Source organism: Methanofastidiosum sp., assembly GCA_013178285.1.
Lineage (GTDB): Archaea > Methanobacteriota_B > Thermococci > Methanofastidiosales > Methanofastidiosaceae > Methanofastidiosum.
In genome coordinates this window covers 55642-76035 of the sequence record JABLXD010000012.1, presented here as the reverse complement: position 1 = coordinate 76035, position 20394 = coordinate 55642, and the positions used below count along the sequence as shown (strand labels likewise).

Below are 20394 nucleotides of genomic sequence, written 5' to 3'. Positions count from 1 at the left end.
ATTCTAATTAAATTCAAAAATTCAAGAAAAGGGCAAGATATAATAGACAATATGATTGCTCTGGGAATATTTACTATAGCTTTCCTCTATGTGGTTTACATTGCGGCAAATTCTTTAAATCCTTACCTTGAAAAAACTGAATATGTTGATGTCCAACTTACGGCAATCACTTCCATTGAAAAAATTATGTCTGATCCTACATATGGACTTGTTTCAAGAAATCATGTTCTATCTTATGATAAGTTAGTTGATTTTGTATCAAATGAAGATACTTCGAGGTATCCTTTTTGCCCTTTAGAATCCTCAACAAATAGTTACATCTCTCTTTTGAGAAAACTTGGATTGTTAAATTACTCGGATAAACAATCTATTTATGATCTTCAAATAATAATTTCTTCTACAAATACAGAAGTTAAAACTATTGCAATAATGAAGCAAAGTGACATTGATGACTACAACTATACCTTACCAAATGGTTCTTCACCAGGTAGCACTTACCCTCCACATTTTAATACAGAAACAGTATACTTAGGCGATAAATACTATGAGTTTTTAATCGTAGATAAAGATCAAAATGGAGATTATGACAGTATTTTTATCGATATAAATATGAATAAAGATTTTCAAGATGAAGTTACAAATGAAATATATGGCCGTGAAGAAAACGGCAATCCTAAATCTGGATTTGCTCAAGGAGACAACTTTATCCTTGAATCCAGAAGTTATATTGTAACAGATATATATTCGTCAGGTGAAGGCGCACAAATTTTGAATATTGATGCAGCAGATATTATATTAGGCAGGCGTAGAAGTTATTCAGATATAGTTTTAGTTATCTCTAGACTTGTATTGGTTGAAGAATTTGGAAATTTAAATGAAAAAAGACTTACTGTGATTATGTGGGAGGGAAATAGATTATGTTCATGAATAATAAATCTGTGATGAGAACATTTGAAGCCATAATCGCAGCTGTAATAATGATATTGGGAGTTTCTTTCATACTAAGTGAGTTTGGATCAACATTTTCTTCTAACCCCTCATGGGAAGTAATAAATGCAAAAAATTCTGCAGAAGATGTTTTAGTAATCTTGGAGAAAGGAGTAATCAATGACCAAAGTGAATTAGGGTATTATATTACTAATAGAGAATTCAACGCCCTTAGATTGAAATTAGGATCGTTGATAGCTCCAGAATATGCTTATAAATTTAATATATTTGAAATTGCAAATGTAGTTTTTATAAATACGCAGGGCGAGGCCGGAGAAGATACAAGCAGAGCCGGATTTCTCACAAATGGCTACAAAGTGGATACTCTAAAGAATAATAATTATATTTGGAAATTCCATGAAACTCAAACTGGATGGCCAGGAGATTATACAATATATTTTCCTGATGGAGGCAGCGTAACAATATATGGATTATTAATCGTTGACCTATTAGATGATGTTCCAGGGTATGACACTGTATATTTAAAGCTTGAAAGAGGAAATCCTTCCGCACCTTTAGATTTTTCTACTTCAACAACCAAACTTTCAAGTAATACACCTTTAAGAGTTGGAGATTTAGTTTCTTTTTCTACTTCTTCGGGAGGCGTTGAATATGAATATACTTACCAGATATCCAACATTGCAAGAGATGGAAATTCCATATCCTTTGCATTACTTGACCAAAATATGTTTATTGATTTTATCGGAACTAATATCAAAACTGTCAATATTTTTAAAGATACTTTTAGATTTACGGTTCATGACAATGGCAGCGTAGATACTCTCGATATAGAAAAAAAAATAGGTGATCCAGAGCAGTTTGCAACATATATAAAAGACTTAAAGCAAGGAGCATGGACAGTTTTTGGAGATTATTCTGGAAATATTAAAACTTTATCGTATAATGGAAATGGGCATATAATAATCAATGTTATCCCTTATAAGAAAGATATTATTAATATCGAAAATCCTGGAGAAATGGACTCAATTATTTCTGCAAAAAGGATTGTTTCTACTATAGATGCCAGTAGTAATGTAAGGGCTTATTATGTGTCTTTAGTTATGGGGAGGAAGAAACTATGAATAACAAATCTCAATTTTTCATATTTGCCGCAATTCTAGTTATACTTTCTCTTCTAGCTATCCAGTATTCTTTGCTATCCTATAGGCAGGTATCCCAGTCAGTTGAAGATATACGATATTCAGATATTCCTTTTATCTCAAGTTATATTGAAAGTTCTTTTAGAGATACCTCTAAAAATGCCTTTGAAGAAATATATAGGACGGGAAAACTAAATTCTATTCATAATGCTTTTGCTGGTATATATTCCGCACATTATGCGATAGAAGAAAAAGAATTAAACTATTATTTATCTAGACTTGATGTAGGTATCGAAGTAACTAAATCAAGCAATATAACTTTTGATGACGATGTTTTATTTATAGGGCCTTCAATCTTTGAAGTTGGAAATTTTAACAGGAAAATACTTATCGACACAAAAAAAATTTCAGATTTCCCAAAAACATATTTAATGAGCTCAGATATCGGTGAATTCGAAGTTGCGCCATTGAATAAAATATCAGATGCTACACCATCAAATCCTTACGTTATCCACAGAAATGATCAGAAAATATATAGGGAAGGCAATTATTCTTCAGGGTCAAGGATTGTATATAATAATAGAGCCTATACTATTGGAGAATATAGGGTCACGTATGCTGGTATAAATAATATTGAAAACAGAGCTCCTTTTTTAGAAAGTTACTCCTTAAATTTAGGTAATGACGGGAGAAATTATGTAAATGTTTTAAATCAAAATGGCGCACAAATAACTATTGACGGCGTGTCTAAATTTTATGAGGGTGATGTTTTCTTTTTAGAGAACTATTTGGTAAAAGTAACTGAAATTAAATATATTTCTAATGGCCAGAAAGATGACTACGTTAAGTATACAATATTCAACATACAGATATCTCTTCAAGAAACTGAAAGAAGACGACAGTGGTTTGATCCCAATGAAACACCAGGATTGAGATATGGCTTAATTGACATATTGGCAATTAAAGAAAATGGACTTAAAACAACTCAAATTATAAATGGAGATACTGTTATCATCTCTTCCTCAATTCATAATGATCTTGAAAATTCAATATCTGATAAGGATATTACTGGAGAAAAAAACCTTGGAAGTTCAATAAGGATATGGGAGATAATAAATGTATATTTAGTTCTTGACGAAGGAATTTATGAGTCTGAAGACTCAAGGTATAAAGTTAAAATTAATACTTTAACTAACAAAATAGTTGGAATTTATGAATTGAGTGGTACCGAAGAGATACTTATCGATATCCAAAGATGTTCAAGGGATTCCTTAGGAAATTTAATCTGTGAATCAGCCTATCCAATTGAGGAAGGATTTCAATTTAACTTGAAAGGCGAAGAGTATGTAGTTAGAAGTATATCTAATACTTTAGTAAGTTTTCTTAGAAAAAGTCCTGATACCTTAGATGTCAAGATTGATATTCCTGAGAATCCAGATTATGGAGAATTTAAATTAGGCAGTAACACATATCAACTTCGCTTAGTTAGGGATGGATTGGGAAATGTAGATCCTTACCAGATAATTCTTGAAGATCTTTTGGGAAATGATATAAATTTAGAGATAGGGGATCCTTTAGTATTGGATAATTATATTCTTACTTTGGAAGGTGTTAATTTCTTAAGTAAAGATGAGAAATGGCATATATATTTTAAATTTTTTGACATGTCCTCAGAAATGAAACAATTTCCTATTGGGAAAACAAGATTATTTTATGGGTGGAAGGATGGAGAATACCAAATTATAAATAAATGGACCTATGGGTATAATGAAACAACAGAAAAGATTACTATTGATTCTACTAATCCTTCTTATTCAACTGATACCAACGGTGCTGTAATAACTGAGGATGGAATACTTGCATGTTTTTCATCAATTAACACTGAAAACTTCATTGAACATGACATGTACTACCCCCAACAAGGACAATCAATTTGGCTGAGTGATAGTTTAACATTATTTGAAGAAGTAAATACATTTAACAGATATATTAAAATTAGAATAGATGAAAATAGAAATGGAACAATAGATAGTAATGAAAGCTATATTTACCACAATGGCACCAATAAACTTCGAGAAAGGGATATTTTCTACTGTGGAGGCATAGGATTTGAAATAGTTTCCATAGTTCCTTACCACCAAGATGAACCTGCAAGAGCATTGCTGAAAAAAGTTCCTTTTTACCAATATACCCCTGTATTGGAAAGATCGGGCAGATCGAATATTGAAGAGTTTACTACTTTAATATCTACTTACAAATACTATGTTAAAAGGCCAGGGGATTATTTGATAGTTTTTACATATTCATTTGAAATAGACGGAATAAAAAAGGAAACTAGTCAATATTATAACTTCAAGGTATATCAGTAGCTTTATTTGTTTTCCAATACCGATAAGTATTTATATACATTAATAGAAACTAATCTTAGAGGAATGAAATATGAGAAAAAAAGGAGCTCTCAAATTAATAAAAAAACTGAAAGAATCGGACATTGTACTAGATAGTGAACCAAAATCTAGTTATGAGAAGCTCAAAAAAAAGAGTGAAGTAGAATTTTTAGTGAAAGAAGGCGTATCAATAGGCGGAACAGCAGGCGTTATTTCGTCCTCACAACATATATCCACTGAAGCAAAAAAAGAAATATCGGAAGAAATTTCTGAAAAAATAAAAAGTGACGTTGCAGATCATGTTACAAAAGAAGTTGCATCTACAGTCGGCAGTGCAACTTTTGTTATATCAGGGCCTGTTACTATACAGGGCGGAAGACTTCCTTCACTAGAGGAAGAAAAAAAAGTAATAATGAAGGATCAGGATATCCTTGTCATACCTCAGAAATGGAAGACACAAGACTATACTGGTTTTGAGGAAAGATATCCATTAATTGAACCATATGCATATGCAAGGATAAAATGGGATGAAAAAATATCAAAATTAACTTATTTGGTAGAGGAACCTGAACTCTCTGAACAAGAAAAGAAGAGGCTCTTAACTATACAAGGAATTATCCAAGAAGAACTTGAAGTAGATTTCAAAAGCCTTCAGGAAAAAAGTGAATTAATCGATTACTTAGAAAATAAAGCCTTGGAAGTCGTTGATGAATTAAATCTAAAATTAACTCCTGATGCTTTTGAAAAGATAATGTATTACTTGAGAAGGAATTATATAGGCCTTGGTTCAATAGAACCTTTGTTTAACGATCCTTTAATTGAAGATATAAGTTGTGATGGAACGGGAATACCAATTTATGTTTATCATGCCAAATATGGATCTCTACCTTCCAATATCGTATTTAGGACAGATGATGAAGCTAACAGCATTATAATTAAAATGGCACAAAGATGTAATAGGCATATCTCAGTTGCGGAACCTTTGCTTGACGGTAGATTGCCAAATAACTCTAGGGTTCAGGCCACATTTGGAAGAGAAGTTACCCAACATGGGCCCACTTTTACCCTAAGAAGATTTAAAACTGACCCCATGACGCCTATACAGTTGATTAACTACAAATCTTGTCCTCCCAGGATATTTGCATATATGTGGCTAGCCCTTGAGCACTCTTATACTGCATCTACCCTTATTTCAGGTGGAACTGCAACAGGTAAAACTTCAATGCTAAATGCACTTGCGATATTTTTACCTCCAGAAGCAAAGATCGTAACAATTGAGGATACTCAAGAGTTAAATCTGCCACAAGAGCACTGGCTTCCTGCAGTCACAAGATCGGGATTTGGAGGCTCCACGGCCGAAGGAAAGAAGCAAGGGGAAGTAGACATGTTTGACTTACTAAGAGCCGCACTAAGGCAAAGGCCGGATTACTTAGTAGTTGGTGAAATTAGGGGTGCTGAAGCAAATGTTATGTTTACGGGTATGGCAACAGGACACCCTGGGATGGGGACAATACATGCTGATTCAATGGAAGCTTTGATTAACAGACTTACAACTAGGCCAATTAATCTTTCTCCAGCACTTCTTCAATCATTAAATATTTGCTTCTTACTAACTCATGCAAAAATAGAAGGAAAGGCTATCAGAAGGGTAAAAGAAGTAGTAGAAATAACAGGAATGGATTTGAAAAAAGGAGAGCCCATCTACCAAACTGTTTTTAGATGGGATCCTGGGTCGGATGAATTTCTTTTTGATGCAAAAGAGAGCAGTATAGTTAAGAGGATATCTATATCTCGTGGTATGACACAAGAGGAAGTATGGGAAGAAATAAACAGAAGATCTCTTGTTTTAGGATGGATGGCAGAAAATAATATAGTTAACTATAGGGATGTAGGAAATGTAATAAAAGAGTATACAAGGGATCCTGATTCAATCTTAAAAAAGATACAAAGTTGAAGTCATGTTAGGCAGAAAGAAAGAAAAGGACCTAGCAGTCCAAGAGATAGAAAGGTACGAGAAAAGGGGCTTCTTCATGAATTATGGGAAGATGGCCCATAAAAGATTTGGCTTTTTGGTAGATAAAAGACTAAAAAATTTTGAAGAACTTCACGCACCTTTAAGAAAAGGTGACATACCACTAAATTTAGGTGCTTATGCAAGTGCAATGATTTTAACTACAATTATTGCCGGGATTGCTTCTTTTTTAGTATCCTTAATACTTGTACCCTTATTTTTAGGAAATTTTGTCAATAAGCTAATCTCTCCGGAAAGTCCCCCCGTTGATTTTACTTTTAACTTGATATTGATTCTTCTAATTACTATCTTAACTGCTGTTAGCACTTTCTTAGTATTCTGGATTTATCCCTCTTTTAAAGCAGGAGAAAGGTCAAGAAAAATAAATCTTGCACTTACTAATGCTGTTAATACAATGGCAACAATAGCAGGAACAGGCGTTCCACCTGCTGTTATTTTTTGGTCACTTGTAGAGTTTAGACGATATGGTGAAGTATCAAGAGAGTCTGAAAAGATTTTGAACGATATTGAAAATTTTGGACTTGATTTGGTCCAAGCGCTCCAGAGGGCAGCCAATAGATCTCCCTCGCCCCTCTTTAGTGAACTTTTGTGGAAGATGATTGCAACAATTAGAACAGGTGGAAATCTAAAGGAATATTTGTATCTTGAAGGGAACAGATTGATGGAAATTGAGAGGATGAAGACTGAAGCTGCAATAGAAACTATTGGATTAATTGCAGAAGCTTATGTTACAGCTTTAGTTGTAGGTCCAGTTTTTGTAATTATCATGACCACAATCATGGGTATAATGGGGACCCCAATGTCCCAGGTTAATTTAATTAATAATTTAGTTGTTTATTTTGGGCTGCCGATTGGATATGCTTTATTCATAATAGCTGTTGATCAGGTGGCGCCAAAGAGATAATGTAGGTGAAAATTTGAGAAAAAGAAATTATAACATGTACATAATAATTGGCAGTATTGCCTCAGGAATAATCTTGGGGCTAATTGGATTTTTCATCTTAAATTTGAGTGAGCTAGCTATAGCAGGAATTGCTATAGCGGTGGCCCCCTACCTTATCATAAAAATGAGAGAACAAGCATGGATTACAGAAATTGAAGACCAGTTCCCTGAGTTTTTGAGAGCTTTAGCAGATTCACAAGCTGCAGGGATGACTTTACCTCAAGCTATAAAAATGGCCCAGGACGATGACTATGGAAGACTCAGTGATGAAATAAAGATTATGGCGTCAAAAATATCTTGGGGAGTGCCATTCGATGAAGTATTAACTTCGTTTGCAGACAAGGTAAAAAGTGAAAATGTTCAAGGGACAGTATCGCTTATAGTTATAGCCCATCATGCTGGAGGAAATATCATAAAGATATTGGAATCTGCAGCAGAAAGTGCTAGAATGATGAGGGGTCTTGCAAAGGAGCAGGCTTCTAAACTTGGGCAGTATACCGGCATTATTTACATTTCTTATCTAGTTTTTTTATCTGTAGTATTCTTGCTTCAAACTCAGTTCGTTGATGTATTCTCTGAGATTACACTCCCAACAGCTAAAGAAACAATTAGTAAAGAGGCATTTAAAGTTACATTCCAAAATATGCTTATTATACACGGGGCATTAGCAGGTTTAATGATCGGAAAAATGACAACAAACTCTTTATTCTCTGGAGTTAAGCACAGCATTGTACTTACAGCTATAGGTTATCTAACATTTAGGTTCATTATTGGATCTAATCTTCTATCTGGTCTTCTTGGATAGTATTTTTTTCTATCCCCCATCTTGTCCTAACAGCCATTCCCCTTTCAAAGGCTTTTACTTCTCTTGGTGAAAGCATTAAAGTTCCAGTTCCCAAAAGATTGTCTTTTGAATCCACAATTATTACTTCTTCATAAGCCCTAAGATTAGTATCAATTTTTAAAACAAATTTAGAGAATACGTTAGCACCGTCTTTTATGAAAGGTGCAGCCTCATCATCAACAACGACCCGATATCGAGGTTTAGGAATTATATCTTTTAATCTTCTTAATCCTTCGATATTTGGTGTGAATAATCCATCTCTTGCCCTTAAAGTTGCAAGCATAGTTCCATTTTTATCAAAAACATAACGTATCATGCCTGTTTTTGATCTTTTGACAACAACATCATGAAACAATTTTTCTCCAACATTAGGGCCAAACTGATAGTCAGCAATTTTTTTTACTATATCTTCATCTTTAAGTTCTGGATCTCCTTTATCTTTTCTCTCTTCTTCCATCTCACATTGACCAAAAGGATATGTAAACTCAAGCTCCTTCGGAAATTTTCCAAAAAAGAGATGCTCATCATATTTTTTAGATTTTATGTCTTTTATTCTTTCTTTAGTCCTCTTTACTACTGGCCTTAAGTTTGATTCTTCTCCGGTATAAAAAATTGAAGATCTTTTCGTGAAAGGATCATATTCTTCTAGGACATCGTAATAGTCTTTGATTCGTCTATATGCGAGTAATAATCTTGGATGCCCCCTGATTCGGCTTTCAACTAGTTCAAACAATGTCCCCTCATGAATGGCTTCCTTGATTATTTTTATTTCTTCAAATGTTGCATATAAGTTATGACTTGACAGTAGCTCTAATCTCTTCACTTCATTTTCATTAATTAGTTCCTGTGCAGTATATTTTCTGCAGACTGGACAGTTACATGGCAAATATTTCATTTCATTTAGTTTTTTTGTACCGTAGGATGTTAGATATCTTGAGTCTTGTGCATAGAGAACGTATGCAGCAGAATCAAAAAGATCACAACCCAATAAAACTGAAAGAGATAGTAACATTGGATGGCCAGCACCGAATAGATGTACAGGTCTTGAAGGCAGAAGATTTCCTTTGACTGTAAGGATTATATCTACCAATTCACTGAATCTGTACTCCATCATTAATGGCACAACTCCTCCAATGGGATTTACTGTAAATGGTAGATTGCTCATAGCTTCTGCTGATTTTTTTCTTAGATCTAGATGAGTTCCTCCCTGAATTGTGCCATTTAGATTTAGATCAAATTCAATCGCTTCTTCTGCTCTTTCTAAAGTTATTTCTAGATCTGAAAGAGTTTTCTTGCGCGATTCATCAGGGTGTGTTGGTATATCAAGAAATGTTCCAATGTCAACTCCAATGTCTTTTTGGAATTGAAGTATCTCTTTATTTTCTATTTCTATATCCCCATAGGCTGACATCTGAAAAGATCCAGAATCAGTTTCAATAATTCCATTAAAATCAAGCATTTTATGGACGCCTTTTTCAAGAGCAGTTTCTTTTAGTTTTTGAGTTCTGTAAATAATATAAGAATTTGTGATTATCATCTCTGCCCCATAATCTGGCATATCTTTTGGGGCAATTACAATCTTGTTGGGATTAATAACAGGCATTAATGTTGGAGTTTCAACCTTTTTTTTGCCTATTGGTAGTTTTCCTATCCTTCCTAATCCGTCTTTTGCTTTTATTTCAAACATTTATCCACCACCTACAGGAGAAAAAAGAGCTATCTCACATCCCTTTGAAATTAAAGTTTCATCTCCACCTGTAAAAGAATAGTCTTTCCCATTTACTATAATCCTTATCTCATCCTTTAAAAATGATTCCTCTAAAAGTGGATATTTTTCTGATAGAAGATTCTTTAGGTCTTTTATTTTAATTGATTCAATTTCGATATTTTCTTCTCTTTTCAAGGTAATATCCTTTAAATCTCCAAAATAAAGAATCTTCATGTACCAAATAAAACATGTGATTTTATAATTTTAACTCAAAAGCCATCTTTTCCGTTATAATTTTTCTCTTAAGCTCGTCTATTATTTCTACGCCATCTTTTTTTGCTAATATACAAAGACCCGATAAATCTTCTCTAGAGCAAAGTAGGTGTTGGTCTGGATGTGTTCCTGCTTCAATACAGGAATCAAGAAGTATCTTATCTCCGCATCCGTATAATAATTTTAGTCTCTTTGATGCAGGGTGCCCCTTATTTAATATTACAAGCGGAAATGAAAGTTCTCTTATTGAGTATAGTGCTGAAATCATTATGCTCTTCATTTTTATGTCATTTACTAATGATGAAACGGCTAATATATCTTCATTTCCTGTTCCAAGAACTATTTCTTCTTCGTCAGTTTCTAGAAAAAAAGATTTTCCTAAAGTTTTTACTAATCCTAAAAAAAAATCATTACGAGATATAAATAATATCTCTTCACTGCCTAAAGGAACAAATAAGCTATCCAATTTTAATAACCTTATCCGAAGAGCATTTTGGGCATTTTAGATCTTTCCCGATTCCTTTAAATTGTGCGCCGCACTCTGTACAAACATATCCTTCTGGGCCTTCAGCCATATCTACATCAAAACTTCCGCCAACACTGCAAATAATATCACCATCAAGTCTAAAATTTTTGTTTTTATATGTATTTTGATTCTATTAATTCTTACCTATTCTCAATATTACAGTCACAATAATGAATTTAGGCCTAAATTTATTTATTATTAATAATTATATGTAAATTTTATCTTATTTATTTATTATGATATCCTTATTTATTTAAATTATACTTTTATTCATATGTATTGTATCCTTATAATTGTAGTATCTTAGTGTCTATTACCCCTTTATTTCTACTGGAAATTTGTCCAATGCTTATTATAAAGCAGGGTTTGTTAATTGCATTGTTTTTTATTTGATCTATTAACGTAAAATTCTTTATCAAGGTAGTCTAAATAGATATCTTTTTCTCTTCCTTCTAGCTCATCCTCAGTTATATATAAATTTTTATTTTTCCTTATATCAACTCTAACAAATTTTAATCTCTCTTTTTTATAGAATCTTCTTTTACCAATTTCATCAAATATCTTTTCATTTATTTCCATAGAGGTACTTTCTTTATGGAATGTCATATTCTGGTAACTATTAATTGTGTATATTACGAGGAATATTATTGGGGGAAATAACATAAGCAATACTATGTTAATAAAATTTGATATTGGAACAAACAATGTTAGAACAATAATGACGGCAGCTAGAGACCCTAGGAGTAACCATCGTAAGAATCCAAATTTGTCCCTACCAAGTGAATTAAGCTTTCTTGTTAATTCATTAATTTCATTTATCTTATCATAGAATATTCTATAGTTTGTTAAATCTTTTTGATCGATTATTTTAATTTCATCTAAAAGGCAATATAGATTTCTATAGTATGGCTCTTCTATGTAACCTTCAGACCAGCTGCACAGCTCATCTATGACTGCAATGTCGTTAAGTTTTTCATATAATTTTTTTAAGAGACTCTTATTTTCTGAAAATGATTGGGCAATATCTATAAGAGAAATACACCTTGAATGCCTTGAAAGATGGTGTTCTCTTATAGAAATATATCTTTCATACCTTGAATTAAAATAGTGCCCTACAAGGAATGAGAATAAAAGAGTAGTCACCGTTAGGATGTAACCTTGGGAAGTACTCTCATGATAAGTTAAGGGAATATTTACCTTGATGTATATGAAAAATACCCAAGATACTAAAAACAATGCCAACACAACTATCGAATTTAGATGATATTTAACTCGAATAAGTTTCATTATTAATTAAGCATCTCATTGATTTAAAAATATATTAGTATTTTTATAACTAATCTTTTTTATTCCATGTAACGCTGTATAAGTCGTGTCTCCTATCCTTTAGATTTTGTACAGTTCCAGCGTTTCTAGATTCAAAGAGATTTTGAAGGCTTATATCAGATATTGCTATTGTTTCTACATTTGGAGTTGTATCAGAAGCTATTCCATCCCTTGCAAATGGAAAATCACACGGCGTTATAATACAGCTTTGTGCATAGTTTATATCCATGTTGTGGACTCTAGGCAAATTCCCAACATTCCCTGACATAATGACATAGCATTGATTTTCGATTGCTCTTGCTTGAGCACAGTACCTTATCCTATTATAACCTTGTCTTTCTTCAGTCATATATGGGACGAAAAGTATATTGGCACCTTGATCTACCAAATGTCTTGCCAACTCAGGAAATTGAATATCATAGCAGATTAATACCCCTATATTCCCACAATCAGTTTCAATTACACTTAATTTTTCACCACCACTTATGTTCCACCAATATTTTTCGTTGGGAGTCGCATGTATTTTCATTTGTTCGTAGATTGAACCATCTCTTAGGCAAATAAATGAAATATTCTTAACTTCCTCTTCAATCTTTACAGGATGTGAACCCGCTATGATATTCACATTATATTTAATTGCCATTTCACTAAAAAAGGTCTTCAACGTATCTGTATAATTAGTTAAACGTTCAATTGATTCGTGAGGGGACAACGGTTCATTTTCAATTGATAAAAGTTGCATCGTGAATAATTCGGGGAAGAGTACAAAGTCGCAATGATAGTCGGATGCTACGTCAACAAAATATCTAAATATTTGATTAAACTCATCTAATGAATTTATTCTTCTTTGAAGATACTGTACTGTTGCAACTCTTACACTTTGAGGTATTCTGGAAGGCGAAAGCGCCGATGATACGGGGGAATCTGCATATTCTGGATTTTTCCATAACATATGTGCGGCATATCCCAATGATTCTCTATCGATAGGTAAATATCCTTTAAGTATTCCTATAATTTCAAATCCATTCCTGATTTGAAAAGAAATAACCGGATCCCTAATTTTTTTATTTTTAACTTGTTCAATGTAATTTTCAACAGTTCCAACTTTTTTAATACGTTTAGAAAGCAAAGGCATTCGGCCAGCGAAAACAATCCCTTTTAGCCTATAATATTTGCATAATTTTTTTCGTTCTCTATAAAACCGCTCTCCAATTTTAAGTCCCCGATAATCGCTGTCCACAAAAATATCGATGCCATATAGATATGTTCCCTTGGGGTCATGAGTAGATCCATATCCCCCACCAGTCACTTCTTTCCAACTGTGGTGGCCCAGAGCTAACTTCTCAGGAACTCTTATAGTAGAACAATAACCCACAATTTTTCCCTCATAAACCGCAACGAAATGCCCTTCCGGAAAATTATTAATCTGTGCCCTTATAATATCAAGAGAGTACGGGGGCATCTCTTTGTATGTTTTAATTGATAGTTTATGAATTTCCTTAACATCTTTCATTGATGCATTTCTAATTACAAGTTTAGAAGATGGATTTTTGGCCATATAAAATCTCCATATGTTTTTCAATATACTGGTGAATAATGTATTGTGTTTTTCTATGTATTAAAAGTTTTTTATTAATAAAAAAACTTATTTTAAGCATATGAGCATATAGATTAGTTTTATATATTTTCCCAAGTGCCTAATCATAGATGAAGAAAGTCATTATAAGAATTAGAAAAGAAGAATTAGAAAAAATCTTACCAATTATATCCAAAAAACACCATTACATAAGAGAAGGCGATGAATTATATATAGTAACTCTCATTCTACCAAATTTTGAACTTGATGAAATTATGGACAATTTAAATAAAAATATTAATTTTAGGCATAAAAAAAATTTAATAGAAGTATACTCTCCTGATTTTGTTGTTTCACCAACTTTGAATAAACTAGAAGAAAAGAAGTCACACACGGAAAAGGAAGTTATTGAAAAATTGATATCTAACACTACACCTTATCTAAGATTTGACATAAATAAATTGGCTATGGTTTCTATTGCAGGATTAATTGCATTAGCTGGACTTTTCATGAATAACGTGGCTATAATCATAGGTGCAATGTTACTCTCTCCTCTACTTGGCCCAATTTATGCATTTGCTATTAATTCGGCAGTAGGAAAAACAAAAGATGTAATTAAAAGTTTTGTAAATCTATTGGCGATGTTAGGTGCAGTTATAATTTTTTCTTCTGCTTTTACATTAATTTTATTTATTATTAATGATCCTATTTTGACCGAAGAAATTCTAACGCGAATTGAACCTAATTATATTTACGTATTTATTTCATTTGCACTAGGATTTGCATCTATGTTAGCACTTACAAAAGGAATATCTGAGAGCATCGCGGGCGTGGCAATTGCAGCTGCGCTTGTACCGCCGGCAGCAGTTAGCGGAATTTTCTTAATTATTTCCCCAGTTAAATTTATTGGACCTCTTACCATCGTATTTCAAAATATCTTTGGATTAATGGTGGGAAGCTTATTTGGCGCAATACTATTGGATGTAGGCCCAAGAGAATACTATAAAAAATCACTTTCTAAAAAAATTATAACAAGAGTTTTCGTTATACTCTTTTTGTTAGTAATCGCTTTGATAGTTCTAACAATATAATTTGATAAATTTAAATTAATATTTTTTATTTATCGATTACTACATTCTTCCTTTAGGAGTAATTTCTGCCATTCTTTATCTATTTTTGTTTGCACTTCATTGATGAAATCTTCAGATAAGTGCCTGAATCTTCCTTGTAATTTGTAGTATTCAATAACTTGTTTTGTTTTTTTCTTATAACTAATTTTATATTTCCCATCTTCAAATTCATATAATGGGAATATTCCAGTTTCTGTTGCAAGTCTTCCTATTTCTAGGCCAAGTTCTGGCTGATATCTCCATCCCGTTGGACAGACCGAATAAGCATGAATATAAACTGGTCCATTAACTTCTTTTGCCTTTTCTATTTTTTTAATAAAGTCCATTGGATACGAAGGATTGACTGTAGCAGCATAGGGTATATCATGTGCTGCTACTATATCTATCATATTTTTCTTGTTTCTAGTTCTCCACCCACCCTTTTTACCAACGGGATTAGTTGTAGTTGAAGCTCCCATTGGGGTGAGACTAGAAGTCTGCATTCCAGTATTCATGTAAGCTTCATTATCATAACAGACGTAGATAATATCATGACCTCTTTCTATGGCACCAGATAAAGCTTGAATTCCTATATCCGCAGTACCTCCATCGCCTGCAAAGCCTACCACGTTAATTTTTTCCTTTCTTCCTTTTATTTTCAAGGCGGCTTCAACACCAGAAGCTGTTGCTGCAGTTGTTTCAAAAGCATTGTACAACAATGGTATGCCTAAACAAGTTTCTGGAAATGTTCCAGGTATAGCTGCAAAACAACAGGCAGGTATATTCATTATCGTATTCTTTCCTAACACTTTTAGAAGATATCTGGAAACTAGCATGGCCCCACATCCGGGGCATGCAGTATGGCCAGAATAAATAAATTCTTCAGTTGGTATGCCTGCTCTTTTCATGATTACACCTTAATATCAACCCATTCTACATGGGCATCAATTTTATTATTTTTTAAACAATTGAAACAATTATCAAATATTTTTTTAATTGTATCTGTTGTAATGTCCCGCCCTCCAATTCCAACAATATAATTTTTTATTGCGGGGGAAAATTTTGTTCCATATAACGATGCTTTTATTTCTGAGAACATAGCACCTTCATGACCAAATGAGAAAGATCTATCGATTACTCCAACAAATGAAACATTTGATAAAGCTTTAACTAATTCCTTTTTGGGAAATGGTCTGAACATCCTTAGCCTTATAGCCCCTACTTTAACTCCATTTTTCCTGAGTATATCTACAGTTTCTTTGACAGTTCCAGCAGCTGCGCCTGAAATAATAAGGACGACTTCTGCATCTTCAGTATTATAAAGCTCAAGGGGGCCAGTGTATCTTCTTCCAAATTGTTTATAAAAATCTTCTTCTATTTGATATAATCTAGGAATTACTCTTTCCATTGCTTCATATATTTTGTATCTAAATTCAGGATACCACTGATGGGGCATTGAAAGAGACCCCAAGCTTAGAGGATTTTCAGTATCTATCGGGTATTGAGCTTCATATTTTGGCAAGAATTTATCAACTAATTCTTGGTCAGGGATATCAACTATCTCTGAAGTATGAGATAAATAAAAAGCATCTAATCCTACCATAGCCGGCAGTTGTATTTCTTTATCTTCACATAATTTGTAGCAGATTAATATAGTATCAAGAACTTCTTGATTACTTTCGGCATAGAATTGGATCCATCCAGTATCCCTTTGAGATATCATGTCTGTATGCTCTACCCATACACTCCAAGGGGGGGCTAAAGCTCTATTGACATTTGCCATAACTATAGGGGTTCTTGCTCCAGAAGCCCAATGAAGAAGTTCATGCATCAATAATAATCCTTGTGAAGATGTTGCCGTAAAAGCTCTGGCCCCTATTTGAGATGCTGCAATACATGCGGCCATAGCAGAATGTTCAGATTCAACATGAAGATATTCAGCTTTAAGATCTCCATCTGAAACGAACTGTGCTAGTTTTTCAACAATAATCGTTTGTGGAGTTATGGGATATGCAGCTATTACTTCTGTTCTTGAGAGTCTTGCCCCCCAAGCAGCAGCTATATTCCCAGTCATTATCTTCTTCACCATTACTTTCCCTCCCTTTCCATCCTAATTGCATTTTTTGGGCATTCATGAGCACATATTCCACAACCTTTACAATAATCATAATTTATAATGGGAAACCCATCTTCATCTACATCAATTGAGATATCGGGGCAACATCTCCAACAAATACTGCATTTAATACACTTTTCTTTATCTACCTCTGGCCTAAAAACTCTCCATGTCCCAGTCTTCTGATTAAGGGAAGGCACATTTGAAACTGGGGCCTCTGGTAAATCTTTTATTGATACTAATTTTTCTAACTTTTTCATGGGATCATTACATTGTTGTTTTATCATAAGCCTCTTTTGCGGCTTTAACATTCTCTTCTTTTTTAGAAGGCGCATTTTCTTTTATTGCTAAAATTATAGATTCAAGCATTATCTCTCCTGATATCTTAGCAAAAGCACCAAGGATAGAAGTATTTACAATCGGTGACATTTTTGAGCCCAATTTATTTTCAATTGCAATAGAAGTAGCATCAACAGTTGCAGTCTTAAAGGAAAGATTGTAGTATTTTGGATCTTTATCAGAATTTATTAGAACTACTCCATCTTTATCTAGGCCAGAAGTTACGTCAGTTACATCCATCAATGTTGGGTCCAGGACGATAATATAATTTGGTGTATAAACCTGGCTTTTTATTTTAATAGGATTTTTGTCTATTCTTGTAAAGGATGTAACAGGAGCACCTCTTCTTTCCACGCCAAAGTAAGGAAAAGCCTGAACATATTTTCCCTCTCTAAAAGCTGCATCAGCTAGTAAATTTGATGCAACTACAGCACCCTGTCCCCCTCTACCGTGAAATCTTATCTCTATCAAAAAATCCCTCTAGACTATAATGATTTTGTATTTTTAAAAAGCTTTTTACTATTAAAGCAAAAAATTGAAAGTTGATCTTAAATAGAATTTATCTTCATACCAATGCTTTTTCATAATCTTGGACAATGAATTTTTTTCCTTTTTGTATTACTTTGTGACCCTCTCTTTCCAAAAGTTGTTTCTGATAATTAATGCCACCGGGATACTTTTCATTAACTATGCCTCCCGTTTTTAGAGTCCTCCAATAAGGGGTAATGTCTTTTTTACCTTCTAAAGCAGTCTCATTTGCAGCATGTGCACTTACCCAGGCAAAAATGCCTGTTGTCAAGGGGCACCCTATAGTTGCTCTATGTTTTTCTGCTAGCTTTTTCCTGATTTGATCAATTGTAATTAGTTTTCCTTCTGGAACAGTTTTCATTATGTCATTTACTTCAATTGGTGCCGGGATAACAACTGTTCCCTCGCCCCATCTTTTAGACATCTTATCTGTTATAGGTTCAACTTTGGGCAATCCTTTGCTATCTTCCAACTTTTCTTTCCAAGATTTACTTTTTGTACCCATCGAATCAAGATAATATTATGTTTTCAATATAAATATTTTATTGATTTGAATTATGTTTTTTTATTTCGTAATAGAGTGGGGAAACAAGCTGTTCAATAATATAGTATACAACAGGGAAAAATACAACTTCAGGCTCAAAAAACGAAACTACAATTATTGCGAGACTAATATTCTTAAAAAAAGAAGGGATAAAGATTGATTCTTTTTCTTCTTCTTTAAACTTCAGGAGATTAGAAATTATTCTTAAAAATCCCAGTGTAAAAATAATTAGAATTAAGGATAAGATTATTGAGACAAAAAGGTAGCCTTTTACCAAATTAAGTCTTTCAACGCTTTTAGAAACTGCAATGTATATAATCATCCCCATAACAAAAAAAGAAAGATTAGGGCTCAGACTCCTTTTCAACTTTTTTTTAAAAATAAATGATAATAAAACGGGCACAAATATTATGATTGCCATCTCTAAAAACATCTTTTGGGCATTAACGTTTATACTATCTCTTAAGAATAGATAGATATAAGAAGGCGTAATTAGGGGTGATGCCAAGATTGTCGTAATAATAAGGAGTAATGTAATTTCAAGCTTACCCCCTAATTCTTTAGACCACACTAGACTTGATCCAGCTGCCAGAGGTACACTCCCAGTTATTATGATTCCAACAAATAATGGAAAGTTGATTATACCCATTTTAAGTAGCAATATCCCTGATAGGAAAAAGATTATTGGAATAAATATATAGCAAGTGAAGAATCCTAATAAAAAAGGCTTTAGAAGTCCCATGTATTTTTTGTAGATATTAAAATCGACTTTAATTGTAGATAAAAAAATCAATATACTTTGTAGGAGTGGAACTATTTGGGATAACTCTTTTCCGAATATGGGAAAATAAACGCCAAGAAGTATTGAAGAGATAATTATTAATAAAGGGATTCCAATCATCAGAGATAATAAAATAGATTGATATTAAAGTTTATTGTAATATACACCTTTAATATCGGAACTTTTTATTTATTAGATTTCTAGCATATAGAATTCTCTCGTCCATTCTTTTTACCATGTGATCCCTTAGGAATGGGCGGAGTCTTTTTTTCATTTTAACATAATCTCCTTCTATTTCTTGGAAGGTACTTATTACTTTAGGATCCTGAACCCCTCTTGAGTTTTCAAGATATTTTATAAAGTTCTCAACCCTGTCTTCATAGGAGTCCCAGATCATTTTCATCCCAAGTAGTTCATCCTCGACTATTACTTCACCTTCTGTGTAATAGGGAACTGAAGGAACCTCTTCTCGTGGGATTGGTCTTTTAACAGGCTCTTTTGGGATCCCTTCTTTCTTTGGGCCATAAAAGAAATATATTACAAAAAGAATGGCTATTAAAACGACTGCACCTATTAAAACCTCGTAAATCATGCAATTAATTTATTTTATCCATATTTAAATATATTTAGTCAATTTCCTTTAATTCAACCTTTACTTCATTTAGATTAAGTTTGACTATCCCATAATAACCATCTTTCAATGGTCCGGGATTCAATAAGGCAGTTTTGCCCAGGTAGTCAATGGCCCTAGATTCATGAACGTGTCCTGAGATCGCCACCAAAGGCTGCTTTTTTTCTATAATAGTTCTAACTGAGTTACTTCCTATAGATTTATTATTTCCAATTCTATCTAGTTTAGTTCCATATGGAGGAACGTGAGTTACCAGTACCATGTTTTTATATGAGAGTTTTGACAATCCTGCCATAATATGATCTTCTTCGTATTCGGAAGGTGTCCCAAAAGGAGATTTATTTGAACCCCCAAAACCCCCGATAGTGTAGTCTGAGATCTTTAATTCTCTTTCATGAAGTGAAATTCCTTTTGAGGAAATATAGTCACTAACACCACTTTTATCACAGTTTCCAAAAACTGTATAAAAAGGCATATTTGGTATTAGATCTAATATTTCTTTTGCTTCAATTTCCCCCCCAAAGGAGGTTATATCTCCACAGCAGAGTAATAAGTCAAATTGCTTGATATCAATCGAATCAAAAAAATTTCTTAAAGAACTTTTTTTGCCATGTATATCTGTTATTACACAAATATTCATAAAT

20 protein-coding genes are annotated in these 20394 nt (G+C 33.2%); 7 read left to right on the top strand and 13 right to left on the bottom strand.

What is annotated here, in order from left to right:
- Positions 1 to 51 precede the first annotated feature (51 nt).
- From HPY60_05665 to HPY60_05640, 6 genes are all read left to right on the top strand, one after another.
- Positions 52 to 927, top strand: a complete 876-nt coding sequence (locus HPY60_05665) for a hypothetical protein (protein NPV50668.1) — start codon at positions 52 to 54, stop codon at positions 925 to 927.
- Complete coding sequence (locus HPY60_05660) at positions 918 to 2069, top strand: hypothetical protein (GenBank protein NPV50667.1); 1152 nt, start codon at positions 918 to 920, stop codon at positions 2067 to 2069. Before HPY60_05665 ends, HPY60_05660 begins: the two co-directional genes overlap by 10 nt.
- Positions 2066 to 4456, top strand: a complete 2391-nt coding sequence (locus HPY60_05655; protein ID NPV50666.1) for a hypothetical protein — start codon at positions 2066 to 2068, stop codon at positions 4454 to 4456. Before HPY60_05660 ends, HPY60_05655 begins: the two co-directional genes overlap by 4 nt.
- Positions 4457 to 4526: 70 nt before the next feature.
- Positions 4527 to 6428: a type II/IV secretion system ATPase subunit gene (locus HPY60_05650; GenBank protein NPV50665.1), complete on the top strand. Its 1902-nt coding sequence runs from the start codon at positions 4527 to 4529 to the stop codon at positions 6426 to 6428.
- A gap of 4 nt (positions 6429 to 6432) precedes the next feature.
- A complete protein-coding gene (locus HPY60_05645; GenBank protein NPV50664.1) occupies positions 6433 to 7410 on the top strand; it encodes a hypothetical protein in 978 nt (325 codons plus the stop codon).
- Between the two features lie 13 nt (positions 7411 to 7423).
- Positions 7424 to 8254 (top strand): type II secretion system F family protein, encoded by an 831-nt coding sequence (locus HPY60_05640; GenBank protein NPV50663.1) that lies wholly within the window; start codon positions 7424 to 7426, stop codon positions 8252 to 8254.
- Here HPY60_05640 and tgtA read toward each other — a convergent pair.
- The 5 genes from tgtA to HPY60_05615 all read right to left on the bottom strand — a co-directional run bounded on the left by tgtA (position 8226) and on the right by HPY60_05615 (position 13684).
- A complete protein-coding gene (gene tgtA / locus HPY60_05635; GenBank protein NPV50662.1) occupies positions 8226 to 9980 on the bottom strand; it encodes a tRNA guanosine(15) transglycosylase TgtA in 1755 nt (584 codons plus the stop codon). The genes HPY60_05640 and tgtA overlap by 29 nt on opposite strands.
- Positions 9981 to 10235 carry a MoaD/ThiS family protein gene (locus tag HPY60_05630; GenBank protein NPV50661.1) on the bottom strand — a complete coding sequence of 85 codons (255 nt, stop codon included), beginning with the start codon at positions 10233 to 10235 and terminating at the stop codon, positions 9981 to 9983.
- 22 nt (positions 10236 to 10257) lie between these two features.
- Positions 10258 to 10740, bottom strand: a complete 483-nt coding sequence (locus HPY60_05625) for a hypothetical protein (GenBank protein ID NPV50660.1) — start codon at positions 10738 to 10740, stop codon at positions 10258 to 10260.
- A gap of 429 nt (positions 10741 to 11169) precedes the next feature.
- Positions 11170 to 12087, bottom strand: a complete 918-nt coding sequence (locus tag HPY60_05620) for a hypothetical protein (GenBank protein NPV50659.1) — start codon at positions 12085 to 12087, stop codon at positions 11170 to 11172.
- A 49-nt stretch (positions 12088 to 12136) separates the two neighbouring features.
- The gene (locus tag HPY60_05615) at positions 12137 to 13684 is read right to left on the bottom strand and encodes a GNAT family N-acetyltransferase (protein ID NPV50658.1); all 1548 of its coding nucleotides are present in this window, start codon (positions 13682 to 13684) and stop codon (positions 12137 to 12139) included.
- 149 nt (positions 13685 to 13833) lie between these two features.
- Between HPY60_05615 and HPY60_05610 the strand changes: the two genes are divergently transcribed.
- Positions 13834 to 14793 (top strand): TIGR00341 family protein, encoded by a 960-nt coding sequence (locus HPY60_05610; protein NPV50657.1) that lies wholly within the window; start codon positions 13834 to 13836, stop codon positions 14791 to 14793.
- A gap of 29 nt (positions 14794 to 14822) precedes the next feature.
- On the opposite strand, the gene HPY60_05605 is transcribed toward HPY60_05610, so the two are convergent.
- The 8 genes from HPY60_05605 to HPY60_05570 form a co-directional block, all read right to left on the bottom strand.
- On the bottom strand, positions 14823 to 15719 hold the full coding sequence (locus HPY60_05605) for a pyruvate synthase subunit beta (protein NPV50656.1): 897 nt from the start codon (positions 15717 to 15719) through the stop codon (positions 14823 to 14825).
- Between the two features lie 2 nt (positions 15720 to 15721).
- Complete coding sequence (porA, locus tag HPY60_05600; GenBank protein NPV50655.1) at positions 15722 to 16900, bottom strand: pyruvate ferredoxin oxidoreductase; 1179 nt, start codon at positions 16898 to 16900, stop codon at positions 15722 to 15724.
- Positions 16900 to 17214, bottom strand: coding sequence for a 4Fe-4S binding protein (locus tag HPY60_05595; protein ID NPV50654.1), 315 nt, complete (start codon positions 17212 to 17214; stop codon positions 16900 to 16902). Before HPY60_05595 ends, porA begins: the two co-directional genes overlap by 1 nt.
- On the bottom strand, positions 17195 to 17737 hold the full coding sequence (locus HPY60_05590; protein NPV50653.1) for a pyruvate ferredoxin oxidoreductase subunit gamma: 543 nt from the start codon (positions 17735 to 17737) through the stop codon (positions 17195 to 17197). Before HPY60_05590 ends, HPY60_05595 begins: the two co-directional genes overlap by 20 nt.
- Before the next feature lie 94 nt (positions 17738 to 17831).
- Positions 17832 to 18299, bottom strand: a complete 468-nt coding sequence (locus HPY60_05585) for an MGMT family protein (GenBank protein NPV50652.1) — start codon at positions 18297 to 18299, stop codon at positions 17832 to 17834.
- 37 nt (positions 18300 to 18336) lie between these two features.
- On the bottom strand, positions 18337 to 19239 hold the full coding sequence (locus HPY60_05580; GenBank protein NPV50651.1) for a hypothetical protein: 903 nt from the start codon (positions 19237 to 19239) through the stop codon (positions 18337 to 18339).
- 49 nt (positions 19240 to 19288) lie between these two features.
- Positions 19289 to 19711 carry a hypothetical protein gene (locus HPY60_05575; protein ID NPV50650.1) on the bottom strand — a complete coding sequence of 141 codons (423 nt, stop codon included), beginning with the start codon at positions 19709 to 19711 and terminating at the stop codon, positions 19289 to 19291.
- A gap of 34 nt (positions 19712 to 19745) precedes the next feature.
- Positions 19746 to 20390 carry a YfcE family phosphodiesterase gene (locus HPY60_05570; GenBank protein ID NPV50649.1) on the bottom strand — a complete coding sequence of 215 codons (645 nt, stop codon included), beginning with the start codon at positions 20388 to 20390 and terminating at the stop codon, positions 19746 to 19748.
- Positions 20391 to 20394 lie beyond the last annotated feature (4 nt).